This window comes from Clostridium beijerinckii (genome assembly GCF_018223745.1).
GTDB classification, from domain to species: domain Bacteria; phylum Bacillota; class Clostridia; order Clostridiales; family Clostridiaceae; genus Clostridium; species Clostridium beijerinckii.
The window spans coordinates 78,944-98,730 of the sequence record NZ_CP073653.1; the positions used below are offsets into that span (position 1 = coordinate 78,944).

17 protein-coding genes and 1 riboswitch are annotated in these 19,787 nt (G+C 30.2%); of the genes, 13 read left to right on the forward strand and 4 right to left on the reverse strand.

The annotated features are described in order from the left end of the window. The first annotated feature begins 60 nt into the window (after window positions 1-60). The 6 genes from KEC93_RS00355 to KEC93_RS00380 all read left to right on the forward strand — a co-directional run bounded on the left by KEC93_RS00355 (window position 61) and on the right by KEC93_RS00380 (window position 5,736). Window positions 61-2,157: a DUF7922 domain-containing protein gene (locus KEC93_RS00355; RefSeq protein WP_077869388.1), complete on the forward strand. Its 2,097-nt coding sequence runs from the start codon at window positions 61-63 to the stop codon at window positions 2,155-2,157. A gap of 11 nt (window positions 2,158-2,168) precedes the next feature. Further along, on the forward strand, window positions 2,169-2,741 hold the full coding sequence (locus tag KEC93_RS00360) for a hypothetical protein (protein ID WP_077869387.1): 573 nt from the start codon (window positions 2,169-2,171) through the stop codon (window positions 2,739-2,741). 219 nt (window positions 2,742-2,960) lie between these two features. Next, entirely contained in the window at window positions 2,961-3,731 is a 771-nt protein-coding gene (locus KEC93_RS00365) for a prolipoprotein diacylglyceryl transferase (RefSeq protein ID WP_023976828.1), read from the forward strand. A 43-nt stretch (window positions 3,732-3,774) separates the two neighbouring features. Continuing rightward, entirely contained in the window at window positions 3,775-4,557 is a 783-nt protein-coding gene (locus KEC93_RS00370) for a YhfM domain-containing protein (protein WP_207716411.1), read from the forward strand. An 18-nt stretch (window positions 4,558-4,575) separates the two neighbouring features. Then, window positions 4,576-5,415, forward strand: coding sequence for an Mrp/NBP35 family ATP-binding protein (locus KEC93_RS00375; protein WP_017209521.1), 840 nt, complete (start codon window positions 4,576-4,578; stop codon window positions 5,413-5,415). Between the two features lie 129 nt (window positions 5,416-5,544). Then, the gene (locus KEC93_RS00380) at window positions 5,545-5,736 is read left to right on the forward strand and encodes a ferredoxin (protein WP_011967430.1); all 192 of its coding nucleotides are present in this window, start codon (window positions 5,545-5,547) and stop codon (window positions 5,734-5,736) included. Window positions 5,737-5,966: 230 nt separating this feature from the next. Here the strand turns inward: KEC93_RS00380 and thiT are convergent, their stop codons facing one another. Beyond that, window positions 5,967-6,644: an energy-coupled thiamine transporter ThiT gene (gene thiT, locus KEC93_RS00385; protein ID WP_077869386.1), complete on the reverse strand. Its 678-nt coding sequence runs from the start codon at window positions 6,642-6,644 to the stop codon at window positions 5,967-5,969. Window positions 6,645-6,698: 54 nt separating this feature from the next. Next, window positions 6,699-6,799, reverse strand: a riboswitch (TPP riboswitch). Between the two features lie 409 nt (window positions 6,800-7,208). Next, window positions 7,209-8,057 carry a DegV family protein gene (locus KEC93_RS00390; RefSeq protein WP_039773399.1) on the reverse strand — a complete coding sequence of 283 codons (849 nt, stop codon included), beginning with the start codon at window positions 8,055-8,057 and terminating at the stop codon, window positions 7,209-7,211. 460 nt (window positions 8,058-8,517) lie between these two features. Between KEC93_RS00390 and KEC93_RS00395 the strand changes: the two genes are divergently transcribed. The 6 genes from KEC93_RS00395 to KEC93_RS00420 all read left to right on the forward strand — a co-directional run bounded on the left by KEC93_RS00395 (window position 8,518) and on the right by KEC93_RS00420 (window position 16,127). After that, window positions 8,518-10,626, forward strand: coding sequence for an anaerobic ribonucleoside triphosphate reductase (locus tag KEC93_RS00395; protein WP_065416621.1), 2,109 nt, complete (start codon window positions 8,518-8,520; stop codon window positions 10,624-10,626). A 574-nt stretch (window positions 10,627-11,200) separates the two neighbouring features. Further along, a complete protein-coding gene (nifV, locus tag KEC93_RS00400) occupies window positions 11,201-12,370 on the forward strand; it encodes a homocitrate synthase (protein ID WP_077868637.1) in 1,170 nt (389 codons plus the stop codon). Window positions 12,371-12,385: 15 nt separating this feature from the next. Then, on the forward strand, window positions 12,386-14,308 hold the full coding sequence (locus KEC93_RS00405) for an aconitate hydratase (protein WP_077868638.1): 1,923 nt from the start codon (window positions 12,386-12,388) through the stop codon (window positions 14,306-14,308). 207 nt (window positions 14,309-14,515) lie between these two features. Next, the gene (gene nrdG, locus KEC93_RS00410) at window positions 14,516-15,025 is read left to right on the forward strand and encodes an anaerobic ribonucleoside-triphosphate reductase activating protein (protein WP_017209516.1); all 510 of its coding nucleotides are present in this window, start codon (window positions 14,516-14,518) and stop codon (window positions 15,023-15,025) included. Between the two features lie 165 nt (window positions 15,026-15,190). Beyond that, window positions 15,191-15,802, forward strand: a complete 612-nt coding sequence (locus KEC93_RS00415) for a DNA-3-methyladenine glycosylase (RefSeq protein ID WP_023976820.1) — start codon at window positions 15,191-15,193, stop codon at window positions 15,800-15,802. A 127-nt stretch (window positions 15,803-15,929) separates the two neighbouring features. Continuing rightward, window positions 15,930-16,127, forward strand: a complete 198-nt coding sequence (locus KEC93_RS00420) for a hypothetical protein (protein WP_023976819.1) — start codon at window positions 15,930-15,932, stop codon at window positions 16,125-16,127. A 55-nt stretch (window positions 16,128-16,182) separates the two neighbouring features. Here KEC93_RS00420 and KEC93_RS00425 read toward each other — a convergent pair whose 3' ends face one another. Further along, the gene (locus KEC93_RS00425; RefSeq protein WP_023976818.1) at window positions 16,183-17,148 is read right to left on the reverse strand and encodes a glycosyltransferase family 2 protein; all 966 of its coding nucleotides are present in this window, start codon (window positions 17,146-17,148) and stop codon (window positions 16,183-16,185) included. A 75-nt stretch (window positions 17,149-17,223) separates the two neighbouring features. Continuing rightward, window positions 17,224-18,309, reverse strand: a complete 1,086-nt coding sequence (locus KEC93_RS00430; RefSeq protein ID WP_077868639.1) for an HD-GYP domain-containing protein — start codon at window positions 18,307-18,309, stop codon at window positions 17,224-17,226. Between the two features lie 381 nt (window positions 18,310-18,690). Here KEC93_RS00430 and serC point away from each other — a divergent pair, with 381 nt between their 5' ends. Then, the gene (gene serC, locus KEC93_RS00435) at window positions 18,691-19,773 is read left to right on the forward strand and encodes a 3-phosphoserine/phosphohydroxythreonine transaminase (RefSeq protein WP_011967440.1); all 1,083 of its coding nucleotides are present in this window, start codon (window positions 18,691-18,693) and stop codon (window positions 19,771-19,773) included. Window positions 19,774-19,787: the final 14 nt, after the last annotated feature.

Below are 19,787 nucleotides of genomic sequence, written 5' to 3' on the forward strand. Positions count from 1 at the left end.
ATAATTCTAATTTCCAAACATATACTATATGGAATAAATATATGTGGAGGGAATATAGGGTTGGCACACAACAAATTGTATAGAAACTTTATAATATTACAAGAAGATGAAAGAGGATATTCTCAATCTAATGATAAAGCTTTGTCTGGATATGCTAAGGTGGAGGCTAAAGGTGATAAGTGTAAAATCTCATTTTATGCGCAGAATCTTAGGCAGGAAGATAATTATTCCATGGTACTTATATGTTGTAAGAAGGATTTAAAACAATTAATTGATATTGGACCTTTAGCAATAAATGAAGTCGGAAAAGGAGATACTAGCAAAGAATATTATGTAAATAACATAGCTAGTCTTGGAATATCTTATGAAAAAATATCTGGTGCTGCTATATGTAGGGTAAAAGATAATGAAACAGAATTTGTAATGCATGGTTTTATGAATGGAGAAGAATCTGCTGATAATTGGAGAAAGTTTAAGATTATAAAAGCTGATTCTAGGAAATATGTTGATAAAACAACATTACAAACTAAGGAAAAAGAAAATTTGACTGTAAGTACATTAAATAAAACTATCACTCAATCAGGTACGAAAGAGGATGAATTAGTAAAGGCACCTAAATTACAAGATGAATCAGTTGAACGAAAAAAAGATGATATTGATCTTCAACCTAAAGCGAACATAGAATCTAAAGTTGAAGATAAACAAAATAGGATTCCAGAAGATCATCAAAACATAACTGAAACTATAGATAATTTAGATGAGGAAAGAAACAAGAATAAAGAGAGCAAAAAATGTGAGAAAGATTATAAACATGACAAGTGCGATAAGCATGATAAAGAAGATAAATATGACAAGTGTGATAAACACGATAAATGTGATAAAGAAGACAAATATGATAAGTGTGATAAACACGATAAATGCGATAAACATGACAAATATGATAAAGCGGATAAATATGATAAGTACGACAAATATGATAAATGGGATAAAGATGAAAAATATAATAAGTGTGATAAATATGATAAACATGATAAGTATGACTATTTTGAAAAAGAGGAAGATATAGATGATGTTATTGGTAAAATAGCTAATAAATTAGATACTTATGATGGGGTAATAGACCTAAAAGTAAGTCATCACATGTATGAAGAGGTTATAGTATATGGATTTATAAAGGATAAGAAGAATGATAATTCTAAATGGAAGAAATTCAAATTAGAAAAGAAATGTAGAAATGAAAATCAGGATATAGATAATGTGCAAGTTAGCTCTAGGAGAATAGAAGAAAACTTTAAATTGGATAAATTGAATGACGTGGATACATCCGACAGAATGGACATAATAGATTTCGATGAATATGAAAATAATATTCAACAAGGAAATTTAGGTGGAGCCACAGGAGCAAATGATACATCTACGATGAATACGACTGGTACAGGGGAGTCTATGGAACAAGGCAACTCTAATACTGGAATGGGCCAGATTAATACAGGAACAATGTGGCAACCATGGTCAGGGAACTCGGTAAGTCAGACTGGCACAGGAGCTATGAACCAGACCGGCAGTAATACTGGAATAGATCAAACATCATCAAATACTGGAATGAATCAAATGAACACAGAGACAATGGAACAGCCAGAGACTAGCGGTGAAACTGGAGGTATGGGACAGCTAGACTTAAATATGGGAGATACATCAAATGAAAATAATAATAATCAAAATACTTCAAATCAGGGATTCACTATAAGTGGAGATATAGGTAAGTATTTTGAGAAGTTAGCACAAGACTTTAAGCCATTTATTGGAAAATTGAATGATATAAACTTCTGTAAGTGGTATAAAATCATTGTAAATGGTATAGAAGACTTATCAAATGATACAAATTATAACAAATATACATTAGCATATTATCCAATGTTAAATTATTATCCTTACATTAGTAAAAAAGGACATTTCTTATTAGGATATAAATGCAATAAAGATGGAGAAATGCAATATATTATATATGCAATACCAGGAAGCAAAGAAAAAAATGATCAACCATATGGTGGAAGAACAGGTTTCGTAACATGGACTAATGATAGTAATAATGGCCAAGGATATTGGTTAATGTTCTATGATTTTAAAAATTCTTCAATCGTAATTCCGGCAAGATAGAGAACATTGTTATGAATAAGAAGCAGTTGATTGTTACGTCAATATTGTTATCATTGATGTTGATACTGGTCATAACCCAGGGCTTCTTTAAAGAAAATTTCGAACAGGTAATTCTTATGGATCAGGGAATAAATAGATTTAAAGAATATTCTTTTGACGAGAATAAATATGTTATATCTCTGCCAAGTGAATGGAATGTGGAGGAAAAAGAAAGTAAAGGGCAATATGTGAGTTATGAATTAGATTTTAAAGACAAAAATAATAAGCTTACTGGTTTATTGCAAGTAGTAAATACCAAAGATGATATAAACGTGTTTGCAGAAAAAGATTTAAATAGTCAATGCCTAGAATATTATAATTCAGAATTAACACCTTTTAAAAATTCCTATAATTCTGGAGTATTAGTTAAATATGAAACAAAAGTAAAGAATGGATATGATTTTAACAATGAATGCTATTATCTAAATTTAGGAGAAGGTAAGACAGCAAAGATATTATTTAATCTTAAGTCAAAGGATTATAAGGATAATATGAAGACTATTTTAAATACGATTATTTCAAGTATTAAATCATCTCAAAGTTGAAATTAGCCAATTTATTGTATATAAAGTTTTATGGATTATAAGTGGTTGATATGAAAAGACTACATTATATGTTTGATATAAAATATATAATTGTGTGAATGTTGAGTTGATGAGTTAAATAAGATTTGCCAAGGATAAGCATAAGTATTATAATTTAAGTATCAAGGAGAGGCCAGAATAGCTTCTCCTTGATACTTATTTGACGTTTGGAGGCGAGCAATGAGGATAATATTATTTGAGATATTTGGGATACAAATAAAGAGTTATGGATTAATGATTGCAATTGGAATAATAGTTGCAGCTGCTATATTTATAAATAAAGGAAAGAAAAAAGGCTATGATGAGGATTCTTTATTAAATTTAGTGATTTTAGCTGTAATAGGTGGAGCGCTTGGTGGAAAGGGATTATTTATATTAACTGAGATTAAAGATATTATTAAAGAGCCAAGCATATTGCTGAACTTTGGATATGGATTTGTTATATATGGTGCCATAGGTGGAGGAGCCTTGGCTATGTACTTATATTCTAGGAAAAAGTCTTGGAACATTGTTGAAATGTTGGATATGACGGTTCCAGGTCTTGCAATAGCCCAAGGTTTTGGTAGAATTGGATGTTTTCTGGCTGGATGTTGTTATGGAGCAGAAACCGAATTACCAATAGGTGTTACATTTCCAAAAGGATCTTTAGCACCAGCAGGAATACACGTGCATCCAACGCAAATTTATTCATCAATATTTGACTTTTTGCTAGGATTTATACTTTTGTACTATAGTAAGAAAGAAAAACAAACAGGAAAGATAGTGGGACTATATTTAATAGTATATAGTATAGGTAGATTTTTAGTAGAATTTTTAAGAGATGATCCAAGAGGGAGTGTCGGGATTCTATCAACATCACAATTTATCGCAATATTTACTTTGGTGATTGGTATTGTTGTATTTAATAACCATAGGATTTTCAAAGGAGCGAAGAAGAATAGTGAGAAATAGTAAGTTTTTAACAATAGTTTTACCATTGGTATTGGTCTCTAGTATGATGCTCTCAGGATGTAGCTTCATTGATAATATAGAAGTTAAAATGAATCTTAAAAATCAACAATTTGATTATATAAAGCAAAATAAGGTGGATAAAATTATTATACAAAGTGTTAGAGATAGTGGATTTAGGTTTGTAGTTAATGATCCTAAAGCCATAGATGACATTTACAAGATTTTATCAGATGGAAGTGAAGTTTCAAAGAAAAGCTCATTAGATCCAGATTATATTTTTGAGGTGTGTACCGGAGATGAAGTGAGAAAGTATCAGTATGTAGTTGGAGCTAACGAACATGGGACAGGAAACTTTTATGATGACGATAAGGCATTTTCAGTACCTAAAAATTTAGAGAATACAATAATGCAAAATCTTTCATTCATAAGAAAGCCAAGAGACTTTAATTATATATATTATCAATCAATATTAAAAGTTATTGATAAGAAAAAAGATAGCTTATCCAACGGAAACAAAGTTGGAGTGAACATATCTGGAGATACAGATTGTTTGAAATACATATTTTCTGTGGATTTAGAAGATTTTAAGAAAAGTTTGAACAAAACTTTACCTAGTGTTGATTTAGTAAACAATAATTATGAAGATTTTGATACAATAATTAAAGTAAAAAATAGAGGATATAATAGTACTGTTTTCAAAACACTAATAACAGTAGATAATAAAAAGGATAATTCCTTTGAAAGTTACTATGTAACGGCAGAATATAATTATAAAGACTGGGATATTAAAATAAGTGAGCCTAATAAGGTCCCACAAGATTGGTAAGTAAAGGAGCATATATAAATGAGTTGTGAAAGTTGTAAAAGTAAAGACACATGTCAATCTAAAGGAACAGGATGTAGTGAAGAAAGTTTAAAGTTAACATCCAGATATGGAAATATTAAAAATGTTATAGGTATTATAAGTGGAAAAGGTGGAGTTGGTAAATCAACTGTAACTGGAATGATGGCAAGTATGTTATCTAAGAAGGGATATAAAGTAGGAGTGTTGGATGCAGATATTACAGGTCCATCTATGCCTAGATTTTTTGGGGTTAACAATAAAAGAGCTAAAATAATTCCATTAGAAAATGATATGGTAAAATTTGAGCCAGTGGAAACAGAAAGCGGGATAAAAATAATTTCCATGAATCTTTTAACAGCGGTAGAAGATGAACCTGTAATCTGGAGAGGACCTGTAATTACAGGGGTGTTAAAGCAGATGTTTGTAGAAACTAATTGGGAAGAGCTTGACTATTTACTTATAGATATGCCACCAGGTACAGGAGATATTGCTTTAACTGTAATGCAGGAATTCCCTATTGATGAAATTGTAATAGTTTCTACACCACAAGATATGGTGTCCATGATAGTCAAGAAAGTTGTTATTATGGCCCAAAAGATAGGGGTGAAGATTAAGGGCGTAGTAGAGAACATGGCATATATAAACTGTCCAGATTGTGATAAAAAGATACGAGTATTTAGCAGAAAGTCATCAGAAGAAAATGCGGAGTATCTTGGAATTCCTTTAATAGGAGAGTTACCAATTAATATTGAACTTACAGAAGCATTGGAGCAAGGAAAAGCAGAGGAATACGTTAAGGAGAATCCGCTATATTCACTAATATTTGAAGGATTGTATTAAAAGAAAACTTCTTTTCCTTATACTATACTTATTTCATCATTTTAAATTATATTATTAAATATACATAACTTAATATTTCTTGGGAAATAATAAGCTTGTAATTTGATATTAGAGGAGATGAAGTAAACCATGAAACCAAAAGTAGATAAAGATACTTGTATAGCTTGCGGATTATGTCCATCTATATGTCCAGAGTGCTTTGACATGCAAGATGATGGAAAAGCAGGAGCTATAGTTGATGAAGTTCCAGAAGGTTGTGTAGATGAGGCAAAAGAAGCAGAAGAAAGCTGTCCAGTAAATGCAATTGAAATAGAAGAATAAAATTTGATTGCAAAATACGACTAAAACGTCTAAAATAAATAATTTATAAATCATAGTTATTTATTATTTGATCAAAAATAGGATTAATTTTGTTTTATAAAACAAAATTAATCCTATTTTTATTCTATATATTTTGTATTAATAAGCTTAAAATGCTGATAAGTGAAATGTTTAGTTACTTCGCATAGCTTGGAAACTTAATTGTATATATAAATTGTTTTATATGATAGTTAGTTTGAAATAGTATTTACTGATGATGCATGAAAAATTCTTTCTATAGGAAGAACGGATAAAATTACTAAGCATATGATTCCTTCTATTCCAATCATCGGACCATTAACAAGTAAAGAATAAACTACTGGAGACATCCCTTCTGGGGCAAATGACCCGAAGAAAACTATACCAGAAATAAGATGACATAAAAATCTGACCAGTATTGCAATACTCACTCCAACTAATCTTCTTTGTTTGAAGAATCCGGCAAGACCTAATGCTGTAAAGGGCAATGGATAATCAAATAAAACTTGAACCGGATGTAGTATATATGGATCCAGTATTAGGGTTATTACACCATAAAGAAATCCTGTTAAACATCCAACTTCAGGACCGTATATGAATGCTATAAGCAATACTGGTATCATGCTGCCTAAAGTTATGCTACCACCTTGAGGAAAATGATATAATCTTAGCATTTTTAATATGGTGGCTAACGCTAATGCTATACCAATTCTAGCAATTAGTTCTGGCGTGAATTTTATCTTTTTTGCCTTAGCTAATGCTATAAGTAGTAAAATACATCCTAATAAAGTTATAATTGACATTGGACTTGCAAGAATATCTTGAACGTTTTGGGAGAAATTCTGGAAAAGTTTAGAAAATTGTTCGATCCAATCATTAAAAATTGACATAAAAAAACCTCCTTAATTGTGCTCGGAGATTATCAACCAAATAAATAGTTTAAAGTTTTTAAGAGGTTGCATTCCCTACGCTAGAATTAACTAGATCAGGTTTTAAGGGTTTATGAATATCAAATCTCAGCCTCTCGGCTCCCCTAGCACATTATAAATATATTACACTTATACTATTTTATACCTATTATTATAGATAGTCAATTACATTGTATGTGTTAAATTTGTTATTATTACTTAAATTGGAATGTGAATTTGAGCTAGACGCAATCAAATTTATAGAGTGATGTGGGATTGTGCTATTTGGCAATTTATTTGATGAAATGGTGAATATATCATCATTTCTATTAACAATAGTAGCATCTTTGTATGTTGAATCTAATATAAAACCTTTCATAATAACAAAACAGTCCTTTCAGTAAAGATTTCTTTGTTATTATTATTTACAAGTAGAAAAGTAAGTATACTTGTAAATAATAATAACAAAGAGCTAAATAAAAAAATATGAATTTTAATATCTAGCTCTTTAATTATGAATGAATAGTTAACATATATATTTTTCGCTTAATCTAATCTTTCAACTATAAATCCAACAAGGCCAGGTCCGGTATGAACGCCAAGAGCAGGGCCTATTGATCCTCCTAAAGTACATTCAATTAGATTAGGAATATCTTTTATAGAATCATAAAGCATTTTAGATTTTTCAGGTGCATTCCCGTCTAAAACCCAAACTTTACATTTATGATTTTCTAGATAATTTGTTAATATATTTGTTAATTTAGATATACACTGTTTTATGCCTCTTATCTTACAAACCGTATGGTATATGCCGTCATCGCCAACAGTAATAATAGGCTTTAGATTGAGCACGCCCGCTATAGTTCCGGCAACTTTACCAACTCGTCCTCCCTTTATTAAGTATTCTAATGTATCTATTGTAAAAAACACATCAATCTTATCTCTAAATGAAGGTAAAGTTATCACTATTTCATCAAAGGATTTTTCTTGCTTTATTAGGTTTAGAGTTTCAATGACCATAGCTCCTTCTGACATGGTTAAAGTCATAGAATCAAATACAAAAGTTTTCACTTCAGGGACATTTTCAGATGCAAGTCTTGCAGAGTTATAAGCGCCAGAAAGGCCACTTGATATTGTTATAATAATTGCATGTGTATATCCTTCGTTTTTTACTTGCTCTAAAGCAAATGTAAAATCATCAACACCAGGTAAGGAAGTTTTGGGTATCTCCTTAGGTAAATATTCATATAGGGCCTTTGGCGTTATATCTATTCCATCAATATACTCTTTATCAGAGAATATAATTTTAAACGGGACTATTTTAATATTATTTTCTATTACGAAATTTGTATTCAAATCAGAAGCACTATCAGTTATTAATGCTATTTTATCCATCTTAGTTCCTCCTAGAAATATATAGTCTTAGTTTAATTATAACACTATTTGTAAAAAATACATTTCTTATATATTACTTAAAGAAATAATTTATATTATATTTTTAGATAATAAACTATGCTTTTAATAAAACTTTTTGGTTCGCACAAGATGATAATTTACAGTAAATTTTAATCAATTTAACTTTTTAGAACACATATAATAATAATTTTCTTATAGTTTGTTATGAAAAAATACTATAAATCATAGTAAATTACAACAATAAAGATTATCTACAATAAGTCAAACATAAAAAAGTCGTAAAAATTGAATAAATCGAAAGATAATAGGATATAAATTGAGATAATTAAAATCTAGTGGTTTAAAAATAAAAAATTAGAAGTGTTGCTAATGAATACCTAATACAGTATAATAGTACGGTAGTAAAAATACTATATATTGTGCCATGGAGGGAATAATAATGCTATATGTTGTGAAACGCGATGGAAGAGAAGTTGAATTTAATTCAGATAAGATAGCTCAAGCAATTAAAGGATCAGCTAGTGAAATCGGTTTAAATTTAAAAGAAAGTCAAGTTCTAGATACTGTACATAAGGTGATTACTTATATAGAAGAAGAGTATAAGAAGACTATAACTGTAGAACAAATACAAAATTTTGTAGAGAAAGCATTAAGAAATGAGGGACACAAAGATATAGCAGTCGCTTATTCAGCATACAGACGTGAAAGAACTAAAGTCAGAGATATAAAATCAGATTTAATGAAGGCTATAAGACAAATTGGAGTTGAAACTGATAGAGATAATGCAAATGTAGGAAATAATTTCAGTTCTAAGTTATTAAGAATAGCATCTGAATCAAATAAGTGGAATACACTAGCTACTATGCCAAAGAATTTGGCAAAGGCTCATGAGAATGGTGATTTATATTATCATGACTTAGATAGCTATAATTTAACTGTAAACTGCTTGCATATACCAACAAAAGAGATATTAGAGAATGGATTTAATACTGGATATGGAACAATTAATGCTCCTAAGAGAATTGAAACTGCTGCTGAATTATCATGTATATTATTGCAATCAACTCAAAATGATATGTTTGGTGGTCAATCTCATCCGGATTTTGATAATGACATGGGTATATTTGTAGAGCCAACTAGAGAAGAAATTAGAGAAGAATTATTGGAACTAGGTGTATCAGAAGAAAAGTTAGAAGCTATGGTAGAAAAGAAAGTAAGAAAAAAGGTACAACAAGCAATGCAAGGTGTAGTTTATAATCTTAATACAATGCATTCTAGAGCGGGATCTCAAGTACCATTTAGTTCAATTAATATTGGTTTACCTACAAGCTCAGATGCAGCATTAGTATGTGAAGTTTTTCTTTTAGAATATGAAAAAGGATTAGGTAAAGGTGAACAACCAATTTTTCCTAACATAATTTTTAGAGTTAAGTCAGGTGTTAATAGGGAAGAGAATGATGAATATTTTTATTTATACAAACTAGCATGTAGAGTAGCTGCAAAGAGAATGAATCCAACTTTTATGAATATTGATGCAGATTTTAATAAGGAATATTACGATAAAGGTTATGTTCCAGCTACAATGGGATGTAGAACTTATCTTATGAAAAATGTAAATGGTGAGCCTGGTTGTAAGGGAAGAGGGAATATAGCACCAACAACTCTTAATCTTCCAAGAATAGGGTTGCAAGCTAAAAATGATATAAATAAGTTTTTCAGTATATTAGATGCAAGATTAGAATTAGCAAAAGATTCTTTAATGCATAGATATGAGATTTTGAAAAATCTAAAAGTTAAGGATTTACCTTTTGTTGCAGGTCAAGGACTTATGAAGGGTTCAGAAGGCTTAAAACCTGATGATTCTATAGAACCAATATTAAAGCAAGGAACTTGGGGAATAGGATTCATAGGTGTTGCAGAAGCATTATTAGCTTTGGTTGGGAAGCATCATGGTGAAGATGAAGAAGCAAGAAAATTGGGAATAAAGATTGTTGAACATATAAGACAATATTGCGATAGGCTTACAGAGGAATATAAACTAAATTGGAGTTGTTATGCGACTCCAGCAGAAGGGCTTTCAGGTAAATTTATAAAGCAAGATCAAAAGATATTTGGATTAATAAAAGGAGTAACTGATAAGGAATATTACACAAATAGTTATCATATACCTGTTTCGTACCCAATATCTATTAAAGATAAGATTGATATTGAAGCACCATACCATAAACTTTGTAATGGTGGACATATAAGTTATATTGAAGTAGATGACACACCAGATGCAGAAACAATAATGGATATAATAAATTATGCATATAGAAATACTAATATCAGTTATATGGGTATTAATTTTCATATAAGATATTGTAGAGAATGTGGTACTTATCTTCAAAACAATGAAAACAAGTGTCCTAAATGTGGCAGTCAGAATATTCAAGGAATATCAAGAGTTACAGGATATTTAAGTTTAGATGAAAGATTCGGTGCTGGAAAGTATCATGAAAGAGAAGATAGAATATCACATACTGAGAGACATGGGCATCACTACTAAAAGCATAATGATGATAGATTTTTAATTTATAAATTATAATATAGAAAAAGAAGATGGATTTATTAATCTCATCTTTTTTTTCTATATTTAATTCATCAGATGTTATATTGGCTTATAAGGCAATATGAAACAAATAATTTTATGAGGAATGAGTTATATAATACAGAAGTTATATATTAAGGAAGCAAAAAAACATATTTTCTATAAGAATTATTAAAAAATAGAGGTATAAAAAGTAAACTTTAATATATTAATGAAATTAATAGAGAATATAATGTAATTATTTGGTATGAATACTAAATGCTTTGGGTAAATCTGCTAAAGAAAATGGACTGTTAATTTATCAATGTATTGCAACATCAAAAAAAAAACTTGCAATAATTGAGAGGATTTTCATTAAAAACAATTAAAATTTGAAAATACATGAAGGAGAGTAGCTGTTTCGTTGCAAAAAAATAAAATAAATCTTGTATAGATTTATTAATATATGATATTATAAATATACAGTAAAAATGTTAATTTATTAAAAATATGCTTTAAGTAATAAGAAAATAATATAAATGGGGGGACTAAAATGGCACTTAGTAATTTAAAAACTAATAAAAAAGTTATTATAGTAGATACTACTCTTAGAGATGGTGAGCAAACAGCAGGGGTAGTTTTTGCTAATGAAGAAAAAATAGTAATAGCAGAAATGTTAAGTGACTTAGGTGTTGATCAACTAGAAGTAGGAATTCCTACAATGGGTGGGGACGAAAAGAAGGCTATAAAAGAGATTGTAAAAAGAAATTTAAAACCGAGTATCATGGCATGGAATAGGGCTGTAGTCAGTGATATAGAACAATCAATAGATTGTGGAGTTGATGCAGTTGCCATATCAATATCAGTATCAGATATACACATTCAGCATAAGCTTAAAACATCTAGAGAATGGGTATTAGAAAGCATGGTTAAATCCGTAGAATTTGCAAAGAAAAATGGTCTTTATGTATCTGTTAATGGGGAAGATGCATCTAGAGCAGATAAAGACTTTTTAGTTGAATATATTAATGCAGCTAAACAAGCAGGTGCAGATAGATTTAGATATTGCGATACTGTAGGAATTATGGAGCCATTTAAGATTAGAGATGATATTAAATATATATATGATAAAACAGGATTTGATATAGAAATGCACACTCATGATGATTTTGGAATGGCAACGGCTAATGCGGTAGCAGGTATTAAGGGTGGAGCATCGCATGTTGGAGTAACTGTAAATGGTCTTGGAGAAAGAGCAGGTAATGCAGCATTAGAAGAAGTTATAATGGCATTAATGCTTGTTTACGGATATAATGGTGATGGAATAAATACGCAAATGTTTAGAGAAGTATCACAATATGTATCAAGAGCATCAGGTAGAGAGCTTCCAATATGGAAAGCAATCGTTGGAACTAATATGTTTGCACATGAATCAGGAATACATGCAGATGGAGCAATAAAAGATCCTAAGAATTATGAAGCATTTGATCCAGATATAGTTGGTCTTGAAAGACAAATTGTCATAGGAAAGCATTCAGGAAGAGCTTCAATAATAAATAAATTTAGAGAATATAATAGAGAACTTACAGAGGATGAGGCAAAAGGAATACTTGAACTTGTAAGAGCTACGTCAGTTAGATTAAAGAGAACTTTATTTGATAAAGAAGTAGTTCAATTATATAAAGAGTATCATAGACGATTAGAAGAAAGAAATAAGCAATAATAGGGGGGCGTAAACGTGGGAGATAATTTAGTTTATAAGATTTTAAAAAGCCACATTGTTGAAGGTGAATTAAAGGCAGGAGAGCCTATAGCATTAAAGATTGATCAAACGTTGACTCAAGATTCGACAGGAACAATGGCATATCTTCAATTAGAAGCTATGGGAATAGATAGAGTTAAGACAAAGAAATCAGTAGCATTTATAGATCATAATATGTTACAACAAGGTTTTGAAAATGCAGACGATCATAAGTTTATTCAAACAGTTGCATCTAAATATGGAGTATATTTTTCAAAGCCAGGGAATGGAATCTGTCATCAAATTTTCTTAGAAAGATTTTCAACACCAGGAGATACATTAATAGGTTCTGATAGTCATACACCAACAGCTGGTGGTGTTGGTATGCTTGCCATGGGTGCAGGTGGATTAGATGTTGCTCTTGCTATGGGAGGTGGAGCGTACAATATTAACACTCCAAAAGTTGTAAAGATTGAACTAACTGGAAGACTAAATAGAATGGTTGCTGCAAAAGATGTTATTCTTGAAGTTCTAAGAAAATTAACAGTTAAAGGCGGCGTTGGTAAAGTATTTGAATACGCTGGTGAAGGTGTTAAAACACTTTCAGTTCCTGAAAGAGCAACTATAACTAATATGGGAGCAGAACTTGGAGCTACAACTTCGATGTTCCCAAGTGACGAAAGAACTTTAGAATTTTTTAAGGCACAAGGAAGAGAAGAAGACTTTATAGAATTTAAGCCAGATGCAGATGCTGTATATGACGAAGTAGTAACAATTAATTTAAGTGAATTGACACCACTTACAGCTAAGCCTCATAGCCCAGACAATGTAGCTAAGGTTAGCGAAATTGGTAAGATTAAAGTTGACCAAGTATTTATAGGAAGCTGTACCAACTCTTCTTATGAAGATTTAATGAAAGTTGCCAAGATATTAAAGGGAAATAAAGTACATCCAGACGTTAGTTTGGTAATTGGACCAGGATCAAGACAAGTTATGGAAATGATAGCTAGAAATGGAGCTCTAGCAGATATAATTAGTTCAGGAGCAAGAATACTTGAAAATGGTTGCGGACCATGTATCGGTATGGGTCAATCACCAGGAACTGATGCAATTTCGCTTAGAACTGTAAATAGAAACTTCTTTGGTAGAAGTGGAACATTATCAGCACAAATATATATAGTAAGTCCTGAAACTGCTGCAGTTTCGGCTATAAATGGATTTTTAACTGATCCAACAGAAGTAGATGTAGATTTAACAATAGATATGCCAAAGGAATTCTTAATAGATGATTCAATGATTTTAGCACCAGCACCAACTAATGTTGAAGTTGAAGTTGTTAGAGGACCTAATATTAAGCCATTCCCAGTAAGTAAGCCATTAGCAGAAGAATTAGCTGGTAAAGTATTAATAAAGGTTGAAGATAATATTACAACTGACCATATTATGCCTTCGAATTCTAAGTTATTGCCATTTAGATCGAACATACCTTATCTTGCAGAATATTGCTTCAACACAGTTGATACAGAATTCCCTAAGAGAGCTAAGGAGTTTAATGGTGGATTTATAATTGCTGGAGGAAATTATGGACAAGGATCAAGTAGAGAACATGCAGCATTGGCACCATTGTACTTAGGAGTTAAGGCTGTTATAGCTAAATCATTTGCAAGAATTCATAAAGCAAACTTAATTAATAATGGAATAGTTCCAATTGAATTTAAGAATGAAGCTGATTATGACAAGATTGAGTTAACTGATGACTTGAAGCTGGAAGACATTCAAGCAGCTTTAGAATCAGGAATAGTTAAAGTTAAGAACTTAACTAAGGGAACTGAGTTTGATGCTACAGTTGATTTAACAGAGAAAGAAATTGCTGTTATTAAAGAAGGCGGAAGACTTAATTATGTTAAAGCAAATAGTTAATTATAAGATAAAGAGAGTGAAAATGCAGGGTCTTTAAGACTCTGCATTTTTTTATACAAATAAGCATGTAAATGCTTAAGGGCTATAATTCAAGTTCAAGATAGGTGTAATATGCAGGTGATTTGTAAATGTGATTATACTTACGTTATAATTAATTATCTAATAGAATGTATATAAATAGATTGATGAGAAAGAAGTGTAAGTTTAATGGAAAAGACTATAAGATTAGCAGGGATAGCATATGAGAGTTTAGTTAACGGGCCTGGTATAAGGAGAGTATTTTTTTCACAAGGCTGTAAGCATAACTGTAAAAGTTGTTTTAATCCTGATACTCATGATTTTTATGGAGGAGAGCAAAGAGATATAGATGAATTAATTAATGATACATTAAATAATGAAATTATAAAGGGAGTAACATTTAGTGGCGGAGATCCGTGGGAACAGGCAGATAAATTTGCATATATGGCAAAGGAGTTTAGAAAAAAAGGTTTAAATATTTGGAGCTATACAGGATATACTTATGAATATATTTTAGAAAATAAGGATTCGAGATTAGGCTGGAGTGATTTATTAAACAATATTGATGTTCTTGTAGATGGAAAATTTGAAGAAAGTAAGATGTCGGATGGACTTAAGTTTAGAGGTTCAACTAATCAAAGAATAATAGATGTTAAAGAAAGTATAAAAAAAGAACAAATTGTTACTATAGAACTTTAACATTAATATAAGATGTTTTTAAAAATATCCACAAATGTGTGAGTATAATTAAAAAAGTTGTGGATTATTATTTGAACTATGTGGATAAATTTTGGAGTAATAAAATAGGCCCATATATCACAATATAAGTTATATTACTTATAGTGAAAGTTAGGTGAATGAAGCTTGATTTTAAATAAAGAATTTTATAAACAAGGTGCATTAATTTTAGCGAAGGAACTTTTGGGAAAAGTTATTATAAGAAAGGTTGACGGAGTGGCCTTAAGAGCCAAAATTGTTGAAACAGAAGCGTACATAGGAGAAATAGATAAGGCATCGCATGCTTATAATGGAAGAAGGACTGAAAGAACTGAACCTTTATTTAGAGAAGGTGGGATTGCTTATGTTTATTTCATTTATGGAAAATACTATTGTTTTAATGTTATAAGTGGATTAGAAGACAAGGGAGAAGGAGTTCTAATAAGAGCATTGGAGCCGTTAAATGAATTTGATTATCTTGCAAAAAAAAGGTTTAATCAAAATTATGATGAACTTTCAGAAACAAAGAAAAAGGCAATTACAAATGGACCATCAAAACTGTGTATTGCATTTTCAATAGATAAATCGGAAAATTATAAAAGGTTATACGAGGAAGGTGATTTTTATATAGAAGAAGGAGAAAAAGATACGTTTAAAATAATGGAAACGAAAAGAATCGGAATAGATTATGCAGAAGAAGCAATAGATTTTCCATGGAGATTTTATATAGAGGGAAATAAATACATATCGAAAAAGTAACAAACTTTCAATGTAATTCCCATTGAGCATTTAATTTAAATACAAATTTTTACTAAAAAGAAATAAAGAGTAATATATTTAATACGATAAATCTATCATAAGATATTTTTTTATAGGAGATAGATTTATGATTGCTAGAGTAATTAATAGAAATTTTAGTATGTATAAATATAAAAAGAGGAAAGCATCTTTAAAAATAAAAGTTACTAAAGAAAATATTATATCGTTTAGTGAAATACTCGAGAATGTACAAATGCTTAGGAAAAAAGGAATTATATCAGTATCAGATCTTAATAGAAATATATCTAAGTCTATAAAAAAATAGTAATATAAAGATGACAGTACATGGATTAATTAAGACATGTATTGTCATCTTTGTATTACTTATTTTCTTTATCAACATTGATTAATTTATCTGAAATGATAAATCTAGGTCTGTGTTTAGCTTCATTATATATTTTTCCGATATATTCTCCTATTACGCCAAGAGATAAGAGCTGAACTCCGCCAAGTACCCAAATTGAAAGGGTCAATGAAGTCCAACCAGTAACTGTACGGCCTGAAATTTTAACTATAAGAGTATAAATTAGGGCTGCGCCTCCAGCAAAAAATATAGTAAAACCAAGGAGGGTTATTAATCTTATTGGTTTTATGCTAAAGGATGTAATTCCGTCTAAGGCAAAGGCAATCATCTTTTTTAGAGGATATTTAGATTCACCAGCAAATCTTTCATGACGTTCATATTCAACAACTGAGTATTTATATCCTATTAATGGAATCATTCCGCGAAGAAATAAATTAACTTCCTTATATTGACTTAACCCGTCTACAACACGTTTGCTCATAAGCCTATAATCTGCATGATTATAGACCATGTCTACGCCAAGAATACGCATTAATTTATAAAAACCTAATGCAGTTGTTCTCTTGAAAAAGGTATCAGTTTCTCTAGTGGATCTTACTCCATAAACAATATCGCATCCATCATAATATTTTTCTACAAATGCATCTATGACATCTATATCATCTTGTAAATCTGCATCTAATGATATAGTCATATCTGAATAATTTTTAGCAACCATGAGCCCAGCAAGTAAGGCATTCTGGTGGCCCCTGTTCCTTGAAAGGTTGATTCCTGAAAATATATTATTTTTAGAATGAAGCTCTTCAATTATGCTCCAAGTTCTATCTTTTGAACCATCATTAACAAAAAGTATTTTGCTTTTATTAGATATTAGGTTATTTGAAATCATAGTCTTAATTTTTACGAGCAATCTTTTACTAGTTTCATGTAAAACTTCTTCTTCATTGTAGCAAGGAATTACAAGATATAGTATATCCTTCATAAAATCGCCTCCAATGATTAGTATAACCAAATAAGTTAACAATATTATTCAATTGTAATCTTAATATTCATTATTTTATAATTCATATCTTATATTTGATATAACTACAGAGGTTTCGCTTATTAAATTAATTTCAGTGTTAACCCTACCTGGTCTAGAACTTTTAAGAATTTTTACAATAGGTCTTAGTGGGAAGTTAGGTATAGTTTCTTGCACAACAGCTATGTCACCATTACTTAGATCAACTAAAGTTCCTTTTGAGAAAGGAATTACAATTTTGCAGAATATATTAACAATTTCATAGTCAAATTTTTTGCCTGCATTAGACATTAAATATTCAAGAACATCACTTGGAAACATTGCTCTTTTATTAGGTCTACCGGTTGATAAGGAGTCATATGCGTTAGCAATGCTTACAATTTTACTTAAGGTACTTATCTCATCATTAGCTAGCCTATTAGGATAACCTAATCCGTCAGGTCTTTCATGATGCTGTAGTGTTATTATTTTGCTATTAGCGCTCAGATTATAAGAGTCTGATAAATATTTATATCCGAGTATTGGATGCTGGTCTAATATTGTAACTTCTTCATCCGTTAGTTCTTCCTCTTTCATAAGAATTTCCTTTGGAATAAATGTTTTCCCAACATCATGAAGCAATGCTCCAATACAAAGATATTGAAGTTGTCTTTTTGGAAGCTTCAATGCAATTCCAAGGACTAGTGATATTACGGCAACATTCACAGAATGAGAGTAGATATAATTATCCATGCTTCTTATGTCTATTAGTGAAAGTAAGACACTTTTATTATTTAGAACATTTTCAATTAAATCTTCAGCCATAGACTCAATATTATTGAAATATACTGATTCCTTTTTTGAAAACTTATCAGCAACAGTAAGTCTATTTATATTTGAAAAAGCTTCTTTTATTGTTAGAATTGCTTTTTGTCTTAATTCAGGTTTAATAATATCTTCAATTTCATCAGAACTAAATTCATCAATTATATATATTGATAAAATATTTAAATCCTTTATCTTAAAAATAATTCTTTCACTAAGGACCATACCAGCTCTTACTAATACTCTACCATCAGAATCGTATAATGTCTTACCAATAACTGTATTCGGTTTTACACATTCAATTGGAATTAATCTCATATTATCTTCTCCTCAAATGTTGGTTATAGTACAATTTACAACATAATTCTTAGTTAAATGTTAAACATAATAGTAGTATATCAGTAAAATTGGCGTATTTATAGTATTATGATGAAAAAATATATTATTTTGTTTAACATATTTAAAAAATAGAACTAACTACTAGTTAGAAAACAGGTCTGATAATTAGATTTTTATACAACAGATTTGATATAAGATACTAAACTCATAATTGATAATAAATTAAGTATTTTAGCAGATTTAAGTATATATAAGTCCATTAACTTTTTATATTAATAAATGATAATTTTGTTACTTGATATTTAAATTGTGTTATAATATTATAGATTACAAATAAAAATATCAAAGGGGGCTTTTTCAATGTCAAGAGTTTATAATTTTTCAGCAGGACCAGCTGTATTACCGGAGTCAGTCCTAAGAGAAGCTGCGGGGGAAATGCTAGACTACAAGGGGACAGGCATGTCAGTTATGGAGATGAGTCATCGTTCTAAAGCGTTCGAAGAAATCATCACCGATGCTGAAAAAACATTAAGAGAATTAATGAATATTCCGGATAACTATAAGGTATTATTCCTTCAAGGTGGGGCATCACAACAATTTGCAATGATTCCAATGAATCTAATGAAAAATAAAGTTGTGGATCATATTATTACAGGGCAATGGGCAAAAAAAGCAGCGTCAGAAGCAAAAATATTTGGAAAAGTTAATATATTAGCGTCTTCAGAGGATAAAACTTTTTCATATATACCAGATTTAAAGGATTTAAAAGTTTCAGAGGATGCAGACTATGTTTACATATGTCATAACAATACAATCTATGGAACTACGTATAAAGAATTACCAAACGTTGGGGATAAGATATTAGTAGCAGATATGTCATCAGATTTCTTATCTGAGCCAGTAGATGTATCAAAATATGGACTAATATTTGCAGGAGTACAAAAAAATGCAGGACCAGCTGGTGTTGTTGTAGTAATAATTCGTGAAGATTTAATCACAGAAGATGTATTACCAGGGACTCCAACAATGTTAAGATATAAGGTTCATGCAGACAATAAATCACTATATAATACACCACCAGCATATGGAATATATATATGCGGAAAAGTATTTAAATGGGTTAAGAATAAGGGTGGACTAGAAGCTATGAAGAAAATTAATGAAGAAAAAGCTTCTATTTTATATGATTTTCTTGATTCAAGTAGCATGTTTAAAGGAACTGTTGTAAAGAAAGATCGTTCTTTAATGAATGTACCATTTGTAACAGGTTCAGATGAACTAGATGCTAAATTTGTAAAAGAAGCTAAAGCAGTAGGATTTGAAAATCTAAAAGGACATAGAACAGTTGGTGGGATGAGAGCAAGTATATATAATGCTATGCCAATTGAAGGTGTTAAAGATTTAGTAGAATTCATGAGAAAATTCGAAGAAGACAATAAGTAATAGAATAAAAATCA

Coding starts and splice junctions, on each gene's coding strand:
- KEC93_RS00360 (WP_077869387.1), top strand. CDS start 2,169: ATGAATAAGAAGCAGTTGATTGTTACGTCAATATTGTTATCATTGATG.
- KEC93_RS00365 (WP_023976828.1), top strand. CDS start 2,961: ATGAGGATAATATTATTTGAGATATTTGGGATACAAATAAAGAGTTAT.
- KEC93_RS00370 (WP_207716411.1), top strand. CDS start 3,775: ATGATGCTCTCAGGATGTAGCTTCATTGATAATATAGAAGTTAAAATG.
- KEC93_RS00375 (WP_017209521.1), top strand. CDS start 4,576: ATGAGTTGTGAAAGTTGTAAAAGTAAAGACACATGTCAATCTAAAGGA.
- KEC93_RS00380 (WP_011967430.1), top strand. CDS start 5,545: ATGAAACCAAAAGTAGATAAAGATACTTGTATAGCTTGCGGATTATGT.
- thiT (WP_077869386.1), bottom strand. CDS start 6,644: ATGTCAATTTTTAATGATTGGATCGAACAATTTTCTAAACTTTTCCAG.
- KEC93_RS00390 (WP_039773399.1), bottom strand. CDS start 8,057: ATGGATAAAATAGCATTAATAACTGATAGTGCTTCTGATTTGAATACA.
- KEC93_RS00395 (WP_065416621.1), top strand. CDS start 8,518: ATGCTATATGTTGTGAAACGCGATGGAAGAGAAGTTGAATTTAATTCA.
- nifV (WP_077868637.1), top strand. CDS start 11,201: ATGGCACTTAGTAATTTAAAAACTAATAAAAAAGTTATTATAGTAGAT.
- nrdG (WP_017209516.1), top strand. CDS start 14,516: ATGGAAAAGACTATAAGATTAGCAGGGATAGCATATGAGAGTTTAGTT.
- KEC93_RS00420 (WP_023976819.1), top strand. CDS start 15,930: ATGATTGCTAGAGTAATTAATAGAAATTTTAGTATGTATAAATATAAA.
- KEC93_RS00425 (WP_023976818.1), bottom strand. CDS start 17,148: ATGAAGGATATACTATATCTTGTAATTCCTTGCTACAATGAAGAAGAA.
- KEC93_RS00430 (WP_077868639.1), bottom strand. CDS start 18,309: ATGAGATTAATTCCAATTGAATGTGTAAAACCGAATACAGTTATTGGT.
- serC (WP_011967440.1), top strand. CDS start 18,691: ATGTCAAGAGTTTATAATTTTTCAGCAGGACCAGCTGTATTACCGGAG.